Below are 12,810 nucleotides of genomic sequence, written 5' to 3' on the forward strand. Positions count from 1 at the left end.
GTGTCGGCCTGGACTGCATGATTTAGGCGCCCTGGGCTCGACTTCGACAGCCGTGGGGTGTACCTGCGCCACACATCACGCTTTACGTCCAGGCCAACACCCCACCCCGCCCCCGTCCCCGCCCCGGAAGCCTCCGACCCCGGTCGGGTATTTCAGCCGTCCGGCGTTTGAGGACCGGGGTCTGGGGCGGAGCCCCAGGGGGGCCGGGCGCAGCCCGGTACCCCTCCCCAGCCCGTCCGGCGTTTGAGGACCGGGTCAGGGCCGGCCCTGGGAACGGTGGAAGGGCGGGTCGGGGACTTCGCCCCGCGCAGCGGCAAAGGGTCGCAGCGGGGACTTCGCCCCGCGCAGCGGCAAGGGCCGCAGCGGGGACTTCGCCCGCAGGGACGGACCAGTTCACCGCCTGGTCGGGTGGGGCTCAGCCGGTGTTCCCGTCCGCAGTGCCCGGCTCGGCACAATGGAAGGCATGAGCCCCGAGACGCAGCTGACCGTCGGATTCGACCTCGACATGACCCTCATCGACTCCCGGCCCGGCATCAAGGCCGCCTTCGAGGCGCTTTCGGCCGAGACGGGGACGTTCATCGACACCGAGCAGACCATTTCCCGCCTCGGTCCGCCGCTGGACCAGGAGCTCGCGTACTGGTTCCCGGAGGCGGAGATCCCCGCCGTGGCCGACCGCTACCGGGAGATCTATCCCACACACGCCATCGAGCCGACCCCGGCGATGCCCGGCGCCCGCGAGGCGGTCGAAGCGGTCCGGGCCCTCGGCGGCCGCGCGATCGTCGTCACCGCCAAGCACGAGCCCAACGCCCGCCTGCACCTGGACCACCTGGGCATCAAGCCCGACGCGGTCATCGGCTCGCTGTGGGCGGAGGCCAAGGCGGTCGCCCTGCGCGAGTACGCGGCCCAGGTCTACGTCGGCGACCACGTCGGCGACGTCCGCGGCGCCCGCACGGCCGGCGCGGTGTCGGTGACGGTCCCGACGGGCCCGTGCCCGGAGCCGGAACTGCGCGCGGCGGGCGCGGACGTGGTCCTGACCGACCTCACGGAGCTGCCGGCCTGGCTCGCGGAGTACGAGCGCACGCGGACCGCGTAACCGCTGACCCCTACGCCTGCGAGGCGCGGGCCGCCGTGCGCTGCGCGGCGGCCGAGCGCAGTACGCCCGCCGCCGAGATCGCGAAGCCGACGCCCATGAGCATGCACACGGCCCACGCGTACGACGGGAACGGGTCCACGTCGAGGAAGAGCGGGGCCATCGTGGCGAGCGTGGCCACGGCGCCGACGATGAAGACGATGCCGCCGGCCTTGACGAGCGCGTCGCCGGGGCGGCCGGTGTCGTCGGCGGCCTGCTCGGGCTGAGGAGTAACAGTCACTCGACCAGGGTAGTTCCCTGGCCGGAGCGGTCACCCGCGAAGGACCGGGGAACGTCTTGTCACCCGGAGAGGGGCAACTAGCCTGAGAGGTGCGGGCCTGCGGCCCGCTTCCCACCCGACGAACGCAAGGACAGAGGACGGACGTGCCTACCGGCAAGGTCAAATGGTTCAACAGTGAGAAGGGCTTCGGCTTCCTCTCCCGCGACGACGGCGGCGACGTCTTCGTCCACTCGTCGGTGCTCCCCGACGGGCTGGACGCGCTCAAGCCCGGCCAGCGTGTCGAGTTTGGCGTTGTCGCGGGGCAGCGCGGTGACCAGGCACTTTCGGTGATCGTCCTGGATCCGGCACCCTCCGTCGCGGCCGCGCAGCGGCGCAAGCCGGACGAGCTGGCGTCCATCGTGCAGGACCTCACGACCGTGCTGGAGAACGTCACGCAGTCGCTGGAGCGGGGCCGTTACCCCGACAAGGCGCAGGGCGGGAAGATCGCCGGCATGCTGCGGGCGGTGGCCGACCAGCTCGACGTCTGAGCCTCGTGCAGGGCCGTGCCCCGCCGCCCGCCAGGGCCGCGGGGCACGTTCATGCCCGGGGGAAGGCCTACGGGAAGGCCAGGGCGTCGGCCGCGATGGCCGGAACCAGACCCTCCGCGGCGGCCCGGGTCAGCAGCCCGCGGACGGCCGCGTAGCCGGCTTCGCCGAGGTCGGCGGTGAACTCGTTGACGTACAGCCCGATGTGCTGGTCGGCGACGGCCGGGTCCAGCTCCTGCGCGTGCGCCCGTACGTAGGGCCGGGACGCCTCCGGGTCCGACCAGGCCATCCGGACCGACGTACGGGCCGACTCGGCGAGGGCGCGCAGCGCGTCCGTGCCCAGGGACCGCTTGGCGATGATCGCGCCGAGCGGGATCGGGAGTCCGGTCGTGGACTCCCAGTGCTCGCCCATGTCGGCCAGGCAGTGCAGTCCGTAGTCCCGGTAGGTGAACCGGGCCTCGTGGATGACCAGTCCGGCGTCCACGCGGCCGTCGCGCACGGCGGGCATGATCTCGTGGAAGGGGAGGACGACCACCTTGCCGACCCCGTCCGGCAGCACGTCGGCTGCCCACAGGCGGAACAGCAGGTAGGCGGTGGAGCGTTCGCTCGGGACCGCGACCGTCTTGCCGGTCAGGTCCAGGCCCGGCTCCCGGGTCAGGACCAGGGGTCCGCAACCACGGCCCAGCGCGCCGCCGCAGGGCAGGAGCGCGTACTCCTCCAGGACCCAGGGCAGGACGGCGTAGGAGACCTTCAGCACGTCGAGCTCGCCGCGCTCGGCCATGCCGTTGGTGAGGTCGATGTCGGCGAAGGTGACGTCGAGGGCGGGCGCGCCGGGGACCCGGCCGTGGGCCCAGGCGTCGAAGACGAAGGTGTCGTTCGGGCAGGGCGAGTACGCGATCCGTACGGGTGCCGTGGCGTCTGTTCCGGTCATGGAGGTCCTCCCCAGGAAGCGAGTACGGGGCCCAGGGCCCGGAAGCCGTCGGCCAGCGCGGTCAGCGCCTCCCCGATCCGCCAGGCGTCGCGGTCCCGGGGGCCCACGGCGTTGGAGACGGCACGGACTTCCAGTACGGGCAGCCCGTGGGCGGCGGCGGCCTCGGCGACCCCGAAGCCCTCCATGGCCTCGGCCCCGGCGAGCGGGTGCCGGGCGGCGAGGGCGGTCGTACGGGCGGCCGTGCCGGTGACGGTGGAGACGGTCAGGACGGGCGCGAGCAGTGCCCCGGTCGCCTCGGCGGCGCGCGCGGCGAGCTCTGCGGGAGGCAGGTGCACGCTGCGGCCGAAGCCGAGTTCCGAGACGGTGAGGAACCCCTGCGGGGTGTCGGCGCCCAGGTCGGCGGCGACGATCGCGTCGGCGACCACGAGGGAGCCGATCGGGGCGGCGGGCGCGAACCCGCCGCCGATGCCGGCGGAGACGACGAGGCCGTAGCCGTCGGGGGCGGCCGCGACCGCCAGGGCGGTCGCGGTACCGGCGGCCGCGGCGGCCGGGCCGACTCCGGCGACCAGCACGTCGAAGGCTCCCCGGCGGTGGATGAGGTAACCGCCGGGGAGGGTGCGCGGCTCGGGACCCGGGGAGCGGTCCGGACCGGACAGGCCTCGGACGACGGAGTCGGCCTCCGCCGTCACCGCGGTCACGATGAGCGCGCGCATGGTGGGTACGTGACTACTTGAGCTTGACGTTGAAGGCCCAGACGGCGAGGGGCTTGCCGTCCTCGGAGACCTGGACGATGTTCAGCTTCTTGGAGGCCGGGGCATCGCCCTGGCCGCCGGTGGCGAACAGGTCGGCGCCGGGGAAGCTGCGGTAGGTGTTGGAGGAGGGCTCGGTGATCGGCTGCCCGTCGAGGACCGCCTGCCACTTCTTGCCGTCCTCGACGACGTCCGGCTCGACACCCAGGCGCAGCGTGTCGCCACGGCCGTAGTCGATGTTCTTGGCGTGCTTCACGTCGGCGAAGCACTCCTGGACCTTCTCGCCCGTGAGTTCCTTGCTGTCGCTGCAGGCGGCTTCGGTGGACACCGACGAGGTGCCGACCGTCACGGTCGCCAGCGGCGTCGGCTTGTCACAGGCGGAGAGGAGGAGGAGGCCGGCGGAAACGGCTCCGAGGGCCGCGACGCTGCGGCGGGCCCTACCCGAGAAAAGCGGTGCGGTCATGAGCCGAAGGCTATCGGGCGGGTGGCGTGCCTTGCTGCACGGGGTCCTGTGGTGTGCCGCCGTGGCGCAAGCGCCCCCGGCAAGATCCGAACGAGACGGCCTACGCCACCCGCGGCCGCGACGACGTCGGGTGCTGGTGGCGCGGGGACGTGAGGAAGCCGCGCAGGGCCATCGTCGTGCCGAGGGCGACCACCACCGCGGCGACGGACATGCCCAGGACGCCGTTCAGGGGGAGGGCGATGCCGATCGAGCCGCCCAGCACCCAGGCCACCTGGAGCAGGGTCTCCGAACGGGCGAAGGCCGACGTGCGGACGGCCTCCGGCACGTCGCGCTGGATCATCGCGTCCAGCGAGAGCTTCGCGAGGGCCTGGCAGAAGCCGGCCGTCGCGCCCAGGACGGCCATGAACACCCCGCTGAAGAAGACCGCGGCGAGGACGGCCACCGCGAGGGTCAGGGACAGGACGGCGGCGATGATCGCCTCGGGCGCCCGGGCCCGGAGCCAGGCTCCGACGGCGGTCCCGCAGGCGTTGCCGACGCCGGCCGAGACGCCGACGATGCCCAGGGACACCGCGGCGCTCTGCCCGGCGAGCGGGTGCTCGCGCAGCAGGAACGCCAGGAAGAAGATCAGGAACCCGGACAGCCCGCGCATCGACGCGTTCGCCAGCAGCCCGCACAGCACCGGCCGGCTGACCGTCCGCAGTCCGGGGCGCTTCGAGTGCGCCTCGTGGGTGGAGAGCCGGGCCCGGCGTTCGCCCTTGGCCTCGTCGACCTTGTGCGGCAGCGTGAACGCCGCGAAGGTGCCCCAGATGAAGATCGCGCACGCCCCGTACAGCGGCCACGGCGGGCCGATCGTGTGCAGGGCGGCGCCCACGGGCGCGGCGGCCCCGGTGGCCAGCAGGCCGGCCAGGGTGACCCGGGAGTTCGCCTTGACCAGGGAGAACCCCGGTGGGAGGAGCCGGGGGACCACGGCGCTGCGCACCACCCCGTAGGCCTTGGAGGCGACGAGCACCCCGAGGGCGGCCGGATACAGCTCCAGGCCGCCCGTGGCCACCGCGCCCGACATCATCACGGCCAGCAGGGCCCGGGTGAGCATCGCGCCGGCCATCGCGGCCCGCCGTCCGTGCGGCAGCCGGTCCAGCAGGGGGCCGATCACCGGAGCCAGCAGGGTGAAGGGGGCCATCGTGATGGCGAGGTACAGGGCCACTCGGCCGCGTGCCTCGTCCGTGGGGACGGAGAAGAAGACGGTGGAGGCGAGAGCGACTGTGATCATCACATCACCGGCGCCGTTGATCGCGTGTAGCTCGATCAGTTTGCCGAGGCCCGATTCGCCCGCCCCGTGCGCGTGCGTGGCCCGCCGGATCCCGCGCGCCGTACCGGTGAACGGCAGGTGCAGGGCACGCCCGATCGCCCGGCCGGCCCGCCTGGCCGGTCCCGAGCCGTCATCGGACGACCGTACGGGTGCCACGTGGCCATAGTGCCCCACTCGGCCCCCCGGGACCCTTCCCGGCGCGTCGCGGGGACCCGGCCGCGCCCCGCGTCGGCCGTGGGTGTCCGCGAATCGGACCTTGCATGTGGGCCGAAGGCGCCGGAGAGGGTAGCGTGCGTAGCGCGCCACCGGCGGTTGCTCCTGGCCGCGCGCCTCTTCGCGATCCCGCAGAATGGATCGCAGGTAGGTGCGCCCTGGAACCCGATCGGGCGCGGACGTCGACGCGGCCCCCTGGTCCGCTCCGCCCGCGCTACGTAGGGACAGCCGACGGGTCGTTGTGGACGACAAGTACGGACGGCGCACTCGTGAGACGGCGTAGGAGAGAACGAGACCTGTGAGTGCTGCGACGACGCGAAGCCGTACCCCCGACCGCCTGTGCGTCGAGGCGGTAGCCCTCGCCAGGGCGGCGGCCGAAGAGGCCGCCTATCCCGGAGTGGTGGGCGAGCACACCGCTGCCATCTCGGAGGGCGACCGGGTCGTCACGCACTTCTTCGAGTGCAAGGACCCCGGGTACCGCGGCTGGCGCTGGGCCGTGACGGTGACCCGTGCGTCCCGCGCGAAGAACGTCACCCTCGACGAAACGGTGCTGCTGCCGGGCGACGACGCCCTGCTGGCCCCCGAGTGGGTGCCGTGGAGCGAACGGCTGAGGCCGGGCGACATGGGTCCGGGGGACCTGCTCCCCACGGACGCCGAGGACCTGCGGCTGGAGCCCGGCTGGTCGGGCGAGGACGCCCCGCCGCCGAACTCGGTGGTGTCCACCGAAATGGCCGAACTGGTCGAGGCGGAGGACGCCGACGTCACCGACCGCGCGGTGGTGCCCGTACGCGGCTCCATCACCTCGGTGGCCGAGGAACTGGGCATGCGCCGTGCGCGCGTCCTCTCCCGCTACGGGCTGCACAGTGCGGCCGACCGCTGGGACGAGTCGTTCGGCGCGAAGACCCCGATGGCTCAGGCGGCTCCCGCCTCGTGCGTCTCCTGTGGCTTCCTCGTCGCCATCGGCGGCTCGCTGGGCCAGGCCTTCGGCATCTGCGCGAACGAGTTCGGACCGGCGGACGGCCGGCTGGTCTCCCTGTCCTACGGCTGCGGCGGCCACTCGGAGGCCGCCGTCATGCCGAAGCCGCCGCGGCCCGCGCCGCCCGTCCTGGACTCGATGGCCTCGGACGAGTTCCACCTCCGCCCGTCCTCCGACTCCGGCTCGGTCCTCACCACGGACCCCTTGGCCCCGGACCTCGGTCACTCCTGACACCAGGAACGGCGCGCGCCCGGCCCGGCAGGGCCCGGCCCGCGCCGTTCTTGTTGGGCGACGGGGACGGCGACGGCGGCTGCGGCTGCGACTGCAACCGTGACGCGACCGCGTCAGCCGGTGCCGGCCGCCCGGGCCGGCTCCGGTTCGTCCGCGGCGGCAGACCGCGGCCGTGGCGGCACCGCAGGGGTCCCGCGCTGCCGGAGCCGGCGGACGAACCACGGTGTCCAGTCCTTCAGCTTCATGGCGGGCGACTCGATCAGGTGCCAGGACAGCGCCGCCAGCAGCACCGTGCCGGCCATGGCCAGCAGCAGGAAGACGGGCTTGCCGTACTGCGCGCAGCCCAGCAGGGCCAGCGCCTGTTCCACCGTGAAGCCGTAGATGTAGATCCCGTACGAGTAGTCCCGCTTGCGCCCGATCCCCTGGAACGGCCGCGGCAGCCGGATCGCCAGCCACAGCAGCAGGTACGCGAACGCGGGGTAGCCGAAGACGAAGACCCCGCCGTAGACCAGCGTGCCGCCGAGCACCGCGGCGCAGACCAGCGCCAGGCCGTCGTGGACCGGCACCCGGTCGCGGTACAGCTGGAACGTGGCGCCGATCAGGAACACGAAGCACAGGTGGACGAGGAAGTGCACCGACATGGAGCCCAGGAGCGGCACCTGCACGGCGGCCTGCATGTCACCGGGGACGCCGCGCGGCGTCGGGGCGGTGACCCAGTCCCGCAGGATCAGCAGGCCCAGTGCGGCCGCCGACAGCGGGACGAGCCTGCGGGCCCGCCGGAGCGCGCCGGAGGCGGCCAGCACGCCGACCATCACGTAGCAGAAGATCTCGTACTTGAGGGACCACAGGGCGCCGTTGACGCCGGGGTCGAAGTTGGTTCCGCGGGCCTTTCCCTCGCTCAGCACACCGGAAATGTCCCAGTGGGTGCTGATCGAGGTGTTCCACGTGCCCCGGAGGTAACTGACCGGGCCCTCGGGGTGGTTCCAGTACCCGTCCGTCGAGCCGTGCAGGTGGGAGTACAGCAGGGGGAGGACGACCAGCGCGGAGACGAGGAGCGAACCCCACAGGCCGGGCAGGATGCGCAGGGCGCGGTGCCAGGCGTAGCGGCCGCAGGTGCTGCGGGCGCCACTGCCCGTGATCATGAACCCCGACAGGACGAAGAAGCCGATGACGGCCATCTTGCCGACGTCGGTCTGTGCCCCGGTGTACTTCCACATCGGGTCCAGGGGGCCCCAACCGATCGGCCACAGGTGGGAGAGCACGACCGACGAGGCGAGGACCAGGCGCAGTACGCCGAAGCCGTTGGCCCTTGGCGAGTACAGCTCACCGAGGGTTCCGCGCCGGCCGGGCAGGACGGGTGCGCTGCGAGACATGGGGGAGCCAGACTTCCTTGGAGGGGTTCGCCGGGGGTTCGCCGGGAGCCCGGCGGTGCGCCTGCGGGGACCGGCGGTCCCGGTCGGACGCCGACCGGTCAGACGCCGACCGGGCAGACCGCGGCCCACAGCTCGGCGACGGCGTCGCCGAGGCTCCGGCTCGGCTTCCAGTCCAGCGCCCGCTCGGTGGCGGACATGTCGAACCGGTGCCACTCGGTCTCCGGGCCGCTTCCGTCCGGCGCGGGCACCTCGACGATCCGCGTCGGTACGCGGCTCTCCTCGATCAGGAGCTCGACCACCTCGCGGGCGGACGTGGCCCGGCCGAGTCCGAGGTTGAGGACCGGCGGGCAGGAGCGCGCCGGGGCGAGGGCGGCGGTCACGGCCTCCACCGCGTCGAGGAGGTGGAGGAACTCGCGCCGGGCGGTGAGGGGCATCAGCGACAGCTCCGCACCGCCGGCGGTCCGGCCCTCGGCCAGCTTGGCCGCCATGACGCCGAGGAGGCTGTGCGCGGGCTGGCCCGCTCCCACGACGTTGCCCAGGCGCAGCACGAGGGCGTCCAGGCCGCGGTCGCGGACGGCCTCGGTGATCAGCCGGGTGGCCCGGAGCTTGAGTTCTCCGTAGACCGTCGAGGGGTGTGCGGGGGAGTCCTCGGTGATGCTCGTGCCGATCGGGAAGAGCCCGTACTCGTGCACGGATCCGATGTGCACCAGCCGCGGCGGCTTCGCCATGGCCTCGAGGGTCTCCAGCAGGCGCTCGACCATGCCGAGGTTGGCCGGGACCATCTGTTCCTCGGTCAGGCCCCAGTTGCCGCCCGCCGCGTTGACGATGACGTCGATCCGGTGTGCCGCGAGGATCGCGGCGAGCCCGCCCGGCGGGTCGAGGGTGAGGTCGAAGGCGACGAACGCGCCCGGCAGTGGGATGGGCGGCCGCTTGCGGGCGACGGCGAGCAGGCCGTGGCCGCGCTCGTCGAGCGCGGCGCACAGGGCCCGGCCGATGAAGCCGGTGGCTCCGAGGACGGCCACACGGGGCAGGGGCTGGCTGGCGAGGGACATGGGCGTCGGCTCCGGACGGTGGGGAGGGAGTGGGGGCTGCGGGGGTGCGCCGTCAGCGGCGGCTGCCGGGGGGTGTCCCTCAGCGGTGGTCGGCGCCGGCGACGTGCCGCAGCAGGGTGCGGGCGCCCTCGGCCTGCTTGTTCTTCAGCGCGCCGGGGAGCATCGTCAGGGCGTGGATCCGGGAGGACAGGTGCAGCCGGGAGGCCTTGGCGGCCTTCGTCCAGCCCGTGCCGTCCAGCCGGTCGGCGACGTCCATGAAGAAGCGGTTCGCCTCTTCGAAGCGGACGCCGGTGAAGGCCTGCCGGGAGGAGATGCTGACGGCGTGCCGGCGGTACTGGAAGCACAGGGTGTCCGACAGGAGCATCTGCTCGCCGGCCTGCAGCACGTCGATGACCAGGGCGAGGTCCTGGGTGACCTCCAGTCCGTCCCGGAAACCCGCCGTGCGGACGGCCTCGGTGCGCCAGCAGATGGAGGGGAAGAACAGCCAGTTCCCGCGCAGCAGGCTCGTGGCGAGCGCCTCGCCGCCCATCAGCACCTCGCCCTTGAACGCGGGTTTGTACAGGCGGCGCTTGGACTGGTCGACGAGTCCCTCGGTGGGCTTGCCCGCTCCGTCGATGACCTCGACGCCCGGCTGGATCATGCCGATGCCGGGGTGCTTCGCGAGCGCGGCCCGGATGGTGGCCACGTACGAGGGCAGCATGATGTCGTCGGTGCCCATCAGCACGAAGTGCGCCTCGCGGACCAGCCCCAGGCACGTGCGGTAGTTGCCGGTGACGCCGAGGTTCCGCTCGTTGCGCCGGTAGGAGACGCGCGGGTCGTCGAGCTCCGCGAACCAGCCGGGAACGGACGGCTCCGTGCCGTCGTCCACCACCGTGAGCCGCCAGTCGGGGTCGGTCTGCGCCAGCACGCTCCGTACCGCGGCCTGCATCAGGGCCACGTCGCCGTAGTAGGGAAGCATGATGTCGAGAGTGGTCATCGGGGGTGCACCGGGTCCTTCGCAGGGGACGGGACGGGAGGTGTCCGGTGGCCGCCGCTCAGTGACCGACGGTGGGCCGGGCCTTCCTCGTAATCGGGCAGGATGCCCGACCCGGGCGTCCGCGCGAGGGGCTGGAACGGGGCGGGAACGGGACGGCTCCATGAACAGTCCGTGGCGCGGCGGAGCGGGTTCCGGCCCCCGTCAACGCGGGGCCCACAGCGCCCGGATGGCCCAGTACAGTGACCGCACTATGCGCATTCTCGTGACCGGTGGCGCCGGTTTCATAGGCTCGCAGTTCGTACGCTCCCTCCTCTCGGCAGACCCTGCCGCCACGATCACGGTCTTCGACAAGCTGACCTATTCGGGCGTCGAGGAGAACCTCGCGCCCGTGGCGGGCCACCCCGGTTACGCCTTCGTCCGCGGTGACATCTGTGACGCCGGCGCCGTCGACCAGGTCATGGCCGGCCACGACGCGGTGGTGCACTTCGCCGCCGAGTCCCACGTGGACCGTTCCATCGCCGGAGCCGGCCCCTTCGTGATGACCAACGTCGTGGGCACGCAGGTGCTGCTGGACGCCGCCCGCAAGCACGGCGTCGGCCGCTTCGTCCACGTCTCCACCGACGAGGTGTACGGCTCGATCAGCGAGGGCTCCTGGACCGAGGAGTGGCCGCTCGCGCCGAACTCCCCGTACTCCGCGTCCAAGGCGGGATCCGACCTGCTCGCGCTGGCCTACCACCGCACTCACGGCATGGACGTCGTGGTGACGCGCTGCTCCAACAACTACGGGCCGTACCAGTTTCCCGAGAAGGTCGTCCCGCTCTTCACCACGAACCTGATCGACGGCAAGAAGGTCCCGCTCTACGGCACGGGCGGCAACATCCGTGACTGGCTGCACGTCGCGGACCACTGCCGCGGCATCGAGCTGGCGCTGCTCAAGGGCCGCGCCGGGCACGTCTACAACATCGGCGGCGGCGTCGAGCTCACCAACAAGGAGCTCACCGGCCTGCTGCTGGACGCCGCCGGCGCCGACTGGGACATGGTCGAGCCGGTGGAGGACCGCAAGGGCCACGACCTGCGCTACTCCCTCGACATCACCAAGATCAGCGAGGAGCTCGGCTACGCGCCACAGGTCGGCTTCGAAGAGGGCCTGGCCTCGACGATCGACTGGTACCGCGAGAACCGCGCCTGGTGGGAGCCGCTCAAGGCGAAGGCCGCCCGGCAGCCGTGAACGCTCCGGACGCGGCCGTGAACGCTCCGGACGCGGCCGTGGGCGTCCCGGATACGGCCGTGGGCGTCCCGGACGCGGACGCGTCCGGGAAGCGGTCGCCGCTGGGGAGGATCGCGAGCACCCTGCCCCCCGGAACCCTGCCGGTGATCAGCGGCACGGTCGTCCTGGGCGCGGCCTCGTACATCCACCTGATGGCGGCGGGCCACAGCCTCGACACCGACGGCATGGCCGCCCTCTCGGTGCTCTGGACGATCCTCATGTCCGTGGGCATCGGCCTCTTCTTCCCCGTGGAGCAGGAGCTCACCCGGATCGTCGCCGCGCACCGCGTCTCCGGCACTGGCGTCTCGGGCGTCCTGCGCCAGATCGCCGGGCTCACCCTCGGCATGCTCGTCCTGCTGGCGGCCGGGCTGGCCTGGGCGACCCCGATCCTCGCGGACACGTTCTTCAACGGGCACACCGATATGGTCGGCGCGCTCGGCCTGGCCTTCGCCGCCATGGCCGTCGGCAACATCTCCCGGGGGGTCCTGGCCGGCCTCGGCAGGTTCGGCCCGTTCGGCCGGCAGCTGGGCATCGACGGCGTCCTGCGCATCGGCCTCGCCGTGGGCTTCGCCCTCGCCGGGGTCCGCTCCCCGATGGCCTTCGCCCTCATCCTCACCGCCGCCCCGCTCGCCGCCGCCCTGGCCACCTCGGTACCCGTCTTCCGGGGGCTCGGCCGGGGGCCGTCCGACCGGTGGCCGGGGCTGCTCGGCGGCCTCGGCCCGCTCGTCGTCTCCACTCTGCTGTCCCAGGTCGTCGTCAACGCCGCCGTGGTCAGCACCAAGCTCCTCGCGCCCGAGGACGGCGCGCTCGTCGCGGGTCTGCTGAACGCGATCGTGCTCGCCCGGGTACCGCTCTTCGTCTTCGGCTCGCTCCAGGCCTCGCTGCTCTCCGGGCTGTCCACCGCGGCGGCCGCCGGCGACCGCGCCGGCTTCTCCCGGCTCCTCGGGCGGACCTCCCTGGTCGTCACCGCGCTCGGCCTGGCCGGGGGCGTCCCGGCCACCCTGTTCGGCCCGTGGCTCATCGAGGTGCTCTTCGAGGCCGAGGCCGGGCTCGGCCGTGCCGTGTTCTTCTGGATCTCCTCCGGCACCCTCTTCTCCATGCTGGCCATGGTGCTCGGCCAGGCCCTCCTGGTCCTGCACGAGCACCGCCTGCAACTGCTCGGCTGGGTCGTGGCCACCCTGGTCCTGACCGGCGCGACCCTGCTCCCCGGCGAGGTCTCCACCCGCGTGTCCCTCGCCTGCGCGCTGGCCTCGCTCGCCGCGGTCGTCGCCATGGCCGCGGCCCTGTGGGCGACCTTCCCGCGCCGGGCCCCGGCCGCCCCAGGAGGACCTCGCCCGGTTGGGTGACCTGGGGTGTGGCCGGTTGCCCGGCGTGTT

Annotated in this window: 13 protein-coding genes; 5 read left to right on the forward strand and 8 right to left on the reverse strand. The window is 72.9% G+C overall.

Annotated elements, in window-relative coordinates:
• Positions 1-463 precede the first annotated feature (463 nt).
• On the forward strand, positions 464-1,093 hold the full coding sequence (locus ACFYM0_RS31160) for an HAD family hydrolase (RefSeq protein ID WP_388507131.1): 630 nt from the start codon (positions 464-466) through the stop codon (positions 1,091-1,093).
• A 10-nt stretch (positions 1,094-1,103) separates the two neighbouring features.
• Here ACFYM0_RS31160 and ACFYM0_RS31165 read toward each other — a convergent pair whose 3' ends face one another.
• Positions 1,104-1,370 carry a hypothetical protein gene (locus tag ACFYM0_RS31165; protein WP_388507133.1) on the reverse strand — a complete coding sequence of 89 codons (267 nt, stop codon included), beginning with the start codon at positions 1,368-1,370 and terminating at the stop codon, positions 1,104-1,106.
• A 143-nt stretch (positions 1,371-1,513) separates the two neighbouring features.
• Here ACFYM0_RS31165 and ACFYM0_RS31170 point away from each other — a divergent pair, with 143 nt between their 5' ends.
• A complete protein-coding gene (locus tag ACFYM0_RS31170) occupies positions 1,514-1,897 on the forward strand; it encodes a cold-shock protein (RefSeq protein WP_327253456.1) in 384 nt (127 codons plus the stop codon).
• Positions 1,898-1,964: 67 nt separating this feature from the next.
• Here ACFYM0_RS31170 and ACFYM0_RS31175 read toward each other — a convergent pair whose 3' ends face one another.
• The 4 genes from ACFYM0_RS31175 to ACFYM0_RS31190 form a co-directional block, all read right to left on the reverse strand.
• A complete protein-coding gene (locus tag ACFYM0_RS31175; RefSeq protein WP_388507135.1) occupies positions 1,965-2,825 on the reverse strand; it encodes a 1,4-dihydroxy-6-naphthoate synthase in 861 nt (286 codons plus the stop codon).
• Positions 2,822-3,538 carry a futalosine hydrolase gene (locus ACFYM0_RS31180; protein ID WP_388507137.1) on the reverse strand — a complete coding sequence of 239 codons (717 nt, stop codon included), beginning with the start codon at positions 3,536-3,538 and terminating at the stop codon, positions 2,822-2,824. Before ACFYM0_RS31180 ends, ACFYM0_RS31175 begins: the two co-directional genes overlap by 4 nt.
• A gap of 13 nt (positions 3,539-3,551) precedes the next feature.
• Entirely contained in the window at positions 3,552-4,037 is a 486-nt protein-coding gene (locus ACFYM0_RS31185; RefSeq protein WP_388507139.1) for a DUF2771 domain-containing protein, read from the reverse strand.
• Between the two features lie 100 nt (positions 4,038-4,137).
• Positions 4,138-5,520: an MFS transporter gene (locus ACFYM0_RS31190; RefSeq protein ID WP_388507141.1), complete on the reverse strand. Its 1,383-nt coding sequence runs from the start codon at positions 5,518-5,520 to the stop codon at positions 4,138-4,140.
• 337 nt (positions 5,521-5,857) lie between these two features.
• Here ACFYM0_RS31190 and ACFYM0_RS31195 point away from each other — a divergent pair, with 337 nt between their 5' ends.
• The gene (locus ACFYM0_RS31195; protein WP_388507143.1) at positions 5,858-6,766 is read left to right on the forward strand and encodes a DUF3027 domain-containing protein; all 909 of its coding nucleotides are present in this window, start codon (positions 5,858-5,860) and stop codon (positions 6,764-6,766) included.
• A 113-nt stretch (positions 6,767-6,879) separates the two neighbouring features.
• On the opposite strand, the gene ACFYM0_RS31200 is transcribed toward ACFYM0_RS31195, so the two are convergent.
• The 3 genes from ACFYM0_RS31200 to ACFYM0_RS31210 all read right to left on the reverse strand — a co-directional run bounded on the left by ACFYM0_RS31200 (position 6,880) and on the right by ACFYM0_RS31210 (position 10,167).
• The gene (locus ACFYM0_RS31200; RefSeq protein ID WP_388507144.1) at positions 6,880-8,139 is read right to left on the reverse strand and encodes an acyltransferase family protein; all 1,260 of its coding nucleotides are present in this window, start codon (positions 8,137-8,139) and stop codon (positions 6,880-6,882) included.
• A 98-nt stretch (positions 8,140-8,237) separates the two neighbouring features.
• Complete coding sequence (locus tag ACFYM0_RS31205; protein ID WP_388507146.1) at positions 8,238-9,191, reverse strand: NAD-dependent epimerase/dehydratase family protein; 954 nt, start codon at positions 9,189-9,191, stop codon at positions 8,238-8,240.
• Positions 9,192-9,270: 79 nt separating this feature from the next.
• Complete coding sequence (locus tag ACFYM0_RS31210) at positions 9,271-10,167, reverse strand: glycosyltransferase family 2 protein (RefSeq protein ID WP_388507148.1); 897 nt, start codon at positions 10,165-10,167, stop codon at positions 9,271-9,273.
• A gap of 250 nt (positions 10,168-10,417) precedes the next feature.
• Here ACFYM0_RS31210 and rfbB point away from each other — a divergent pair, with 250 nt between their 5' ends.
• Together rfbB and ACFYM0_RS31220 are read left to right on the forward strand one after the other, a co-directional pair.
• Positions 10,418-11,395: a dTDP-glucose 4,6-dehydratase gene (gene rfbB, locus ACFYM0_RS31215; RefSeq protein ID WP_388507150.1), complete on the forward strand. Its 978-nt coding sequence runs from the start codon at positions 10,418-10,420 to the stop codon at positions 11,393-11,395.
• A complete protein-coding gene (locus ACFYM0_RS31220) occupies positions 11,392-12,780 on the forward strand; it encodes a lipopolysaccharide biosynthesis protein (protein WP_388507152.1) in 1,389 nt (462 codons plus the stop codon). Before rfbB ends, ACFYM0_RS31220 begins: the two co-directional genes overlap by 4 nt.
• Positions 12,781-12,810 lie beyond the last annotated feature (30 nt).

The sequence above is a fragment of the Streptomyces sp. NPDC006487 genome (genome assembly GCF_042870555.1).
GTDB lineage: Bacteria > Actinomycetota > Actinomycetes > Streptomycetales > Streptomycetaceae > Streptomyces.